Below are 951 nucleotides of genomic sequence, written 5' to 3' on the forward strand. Positions count from 1 at the left end.
CAGTACCGAATCGGCGCCGTACTCGAGGAAGGTGTTGTCCGCATCGATGAGCGCCGCATCCATCTTCAGCGTCTCGGCCAGCAGCACGATCAGCCAGGCCTGTACCTGTTCCAGCAGTGGCGCCGCCACGGCCGCCGTTACGCGCGCCGGGTCGGCGCCCACCGAAGCCGGGACAGGGGCGGCGGCGCGCTGGTGCTGCAGCAGCACGTGTGGCTGCCAGCCCTGCGGATTGACCATTGCCGGCAACACCACGCTGTCCTGCCCGCCGCGCAGCACATGATCGAGCAGTGCCAGGCCTTCCGCGTCGGTATGCGAGAGCAAGCCGCTGCGCGCATACGCCGCGCTGCCAATTTCGCCAAAACCTGTTTCTTTCCAGCTGGGCCACTGGATGCTCTGCAGCGCGAAGCCCGCCTGCTGCGCTTCGGCCACGTAATCCATGTAGGCGTTGGCCATCGCATAATCGCTTTGCCCTGCCGCCAGTGCCGGCAGCAGCGCCGAGACCGACGAGAACAGCACGCAAAAGCGCGGCGCATCCTGCGCCAGGCAAGCGAGCAGTACGTCGAGGCCCGCCACCTTCGGCTCAAGCACCCGCGCCACCGCTGCGAGCGACTTGCGCGCGAAGACCGGCGTGTCCGATTCACCCAGTCCGGCCGCATGGATCACGCCGGCAATCGGGCCCAGCCTGGTGCGCACATCGGCCAGGCACGCCTGTACCGCCGCCTCGTCCGACAGCGCCAGGGCCACCACTTCCACCTCCACGCCCTGCGCGCGCAGCTGCTCGATGCTGCGCATCTTCGCTGCCAGCGGACCGTTCGCATCCTGGTGCGCGGCCCACTGCGCTGGCGCCGGAAACACGTCGCGCCCGCTCAGCACCAGGCGCCGCACGCCATATTGGCGCACGGCATGTTGCGCGCACAGCATGCCGATGCCGCGCGTGCCGCCCGTCACCAG

1 protein-coding gene is annotated in these 951 nt (G+C 69.0%); it reads right to left on the reverse strand.

The genetic code is table 11. The annotated features are described in order from the left end of the window. On the reverse strand, nucleotides 1-951 hold a 951-nt coding region (locus AC1RJW_RS29675), incomplete at both ends, for a beta-ketoacyl reductase (protein ID WP_493048108.1).

The organism is Janthinobacterium sp. GW822-FHT07A03 (genome assembly GCF_058798815.1).